The organism is Streptomyces sp. GC420, assembly GCF_009916105.1.
Classification (GTDB): Bacteria; Actinomycetota; Actinomycetes; order Streptomycetales; family Streptomycetaceae; genus Streptomyces.
The window spans coordinates 1-2401 of record NZ_JAAAXQ010000660.1 but is presented as its reverse complement, the minus strand read 5'-3'; the positions used below and the strand labels follow the sequence as shown (position 1 = coordinate 2401).

Here is a 2401-nt window from a genome sequence, read left to right as displayed (position 1 = left end):
AGACCGCACCGTCGGCCGAGCCCTCCTGACCCGGCGGGCCCCCGGGACGACCGGCAGGCCGCCATTCACCGGGCGGCCTGCCGGTCCGGGGGCCTTCCGTTGTCAGGGCAGCTCAGTGATACCAGGTGACGTGGCAGACGTAGACGCACTGGTGGCGTGGGACTGCGAGGAAGCTGATGATCCCGCGCCCGCCGAGGATGTCGAACTCTCGAAGCCCACCCTCCCTGTCGATGGGACGCCCCACCTTCACCGCGTCGCGGCCGAGCGCAGAGAGTTCCGTGGCCAGTCGTTCCACTTCCGCCCTGACACCGGGCGGCAACCCCCAGCCACATGCTCCTCGCCCGGGTTGTAGTCCCAAGTCCAGTCGTTCACCGCAGCCCGGCCTCCGCCTCGGCGGCATCCCGGATTCGTCGTATCTCGGCGATCGCGTCAGCGGGGTCCTGCTCGCCCTCGTCGACGACCCGCTCGAGCTCGCGCAGCCGCGCGGCCCGGTCCGGGTACCGCTCGACGGCCACGAATACCGCCCAGGAGTGGACGAAGGCCCTGAGCGGCGCCAGGCTCTGGGTCTGCTGCGCATTCGTCGTGGCCTCGAAGAGATGCTGGGTGAGCGCGGCAACTCGGCTGGGCGCGATACGGGCGACGGCGGCCCGCAGGCCGTCGGGGGTGAGCTCCGGCATGGGAATCAGCGGGCCGTACGGGCCGTCGGGCTGAGCGCTCATGATGTCCTCCGATGCGGATCCGGCGGCGCGGATGTTCGTACGGTATCGGCGGTACGGGCCGTCGGGGACCGGTGCACTCCATCGGGTGATCGCCCGTCTCTGGGTGCCGGTCCTCCGCCTACGGCTCCCCGGTGCCCTTCCGGAGCGCCGGCGTCACCCGCCCGCGTCACCGGGTGCCGGGGCCCTCAACTGGTGCCGGGGCGAACGCCGGTGGCGCTCGCGCCGTCCGCGCGTGCCTCCGCGATCCGGCGGGCCATGACCGTCGTGAGTTCGTACGCGGTGTGGCTGGCGGCGACGGAGGTGATCTCCGCGTGGTCGTACGCCGGGGCGACCTCCACCACGTCCGCCGAGACCAGGTTGCAGGAGGCCAGTCCGCGCAGGATCTCCAGCAGTTCGCGGGAGGTCATGCCGCCTGCCTCGGGGGTGCCGGTGCCGGGCGCGTGGGCCGGGTCGAGGCAGTCGATGTCGATGGAGATGTACAGCGGGCGGCCGCCGATGCGCTGCCGGAGCTGGTCGGCCACCTCGTCCGCGCCTCGGCGGTAGACGTCGGCCGAGGTGACGATGCCGAAGCCCATCTTCTCGTCGTCGGTCAGGTCCTGCTTTCCGTAGAGCGGGCCGCGGATGCCGACGTGGGAGAGCGCCTCGGTGTCGAGGATGCCCTCCTCGACGGCGCGCCGGAACGGGGTGCCGTGCGTGTACTCGGCGCCGAAGTAGGTGTCCCAGGTGTCGAGGTGCGCGTCGAAATGGAGGAGCGCGACAGGGCCGTGCCGCTTGGCGACCGAGCGCAGCAGGGGGAGGGCGATGGTGTGGTCGCCGCCCAGCGTCATCAGCCGGGCGCCGGTGCCGAGGAGGTCGTCGGCGGCCGCCTCGACGGTCTCGACGGCCTCGTTGATGTTGAACGGGTTGACGGCGATGTCGCCGCCGTCCGCGACCTGGGCGAGGGCGAAGGGCGAGGCGTCCTGGGCCGGGTTGTACGGGCGGAGCAGCCGCGAGGCCTCCCGGATGGCGTTGCCGCCGAAGCGGGCACCGGGCCGGTAGGAGACGCCGGAGTCGAAGGGGACGCCGACGACGGCGACGTCGGCGGTGCCGACCTCGTCGAGGCGGGGCAGCCGGGCGAACGTGGCGGGGCCGGCGTACCGCGGGACGCGCGAGGAGTCGACGGGGCCGCGCGGGCGGGGCCCGCCCTGGCCGGATGCCGCGTTCTCGTGCGCCGGGTTCTGGTTGCTGCTGCTCATCCTCGAGCCCTTCTGAATGCTGCGGTCACCGCATTGGTTGCGCTGTACAAGTGTGCGTGATCGGGGTGCTGCGGCCCGGTTCGCGGGGCGGCGGCCGGACGCACGGAGCGAGCGCCTCCGAACGGCGGCTGCCCCTCCGGGGCGGGGCGAGCGCGGGCGTACGCGGGAGCGGGCGCTGTCGCGCGCCCGCGCGTGCCGTGCCGTGCGCCCACCCGCGTCCTGCTCCCGTTCCGGCCCAGTCCGCCGCCGGGGCGCCGCCGCGCCGGACGGAGAGGAGCGCGGTCGCGTGGGCGACGGTCACCGCGTGGCCGACGGGCACGACCTGCCTCCCTCCGGGCGTCGGGGCCTTCTCCGTTCGGTCGGTCCCCGTCGACAGTAGGTGGCCGCACTGCGGTGCTGAAGTGTACGTTTCATCCATTCCACCGCTCCTGAATGGACGTACCATCC

Annotated in this window: 2 protein-coding genes; both read right to left on the bottom strand. The window is 73.2% G+C overall.

What is annotated here, in order from left to right; genetic code table 11:
• Positions 1 to 368: 368 nt before the first annotated feature.
• Positions 369 to 719, bottom strand: coding sequence for a DUF6247 family protein (locus tag GUY61_RS37510; protein WP_166634757.1), 351 nt, complete (start codon positions 717 to 719; stop codon positions 369 to 371).
• A gap of 185 nt (positions 720 to 904) precedes the next feature.
• Entirely contained in the window at positions 905 to 1954 is a 1050-nt protein-coding gene (gene speB, locus GUY61_RS37505) for an agmatinase (protein ID WP_243767020.1), read from the bottom strand.
• Positions 1955 to 2401: the final 447 nt, after the last annotated feature.

Coding starts and splice junctions, on each gene's coding strand:
- GUY61_RS37510 (WP_166634757.1), bottom strand. CDS start 719: ATGAGCGCTCAGCCCGACGGCCCGTACGGCCCGCTGATTCCCATGCCG.
- speB (WP_243767020.1), bottom strand. CDS start 1,954: ATGAGCAGCAGCAACCAGAACCCGGCGCACGAGAACGCGGCATCCGGC.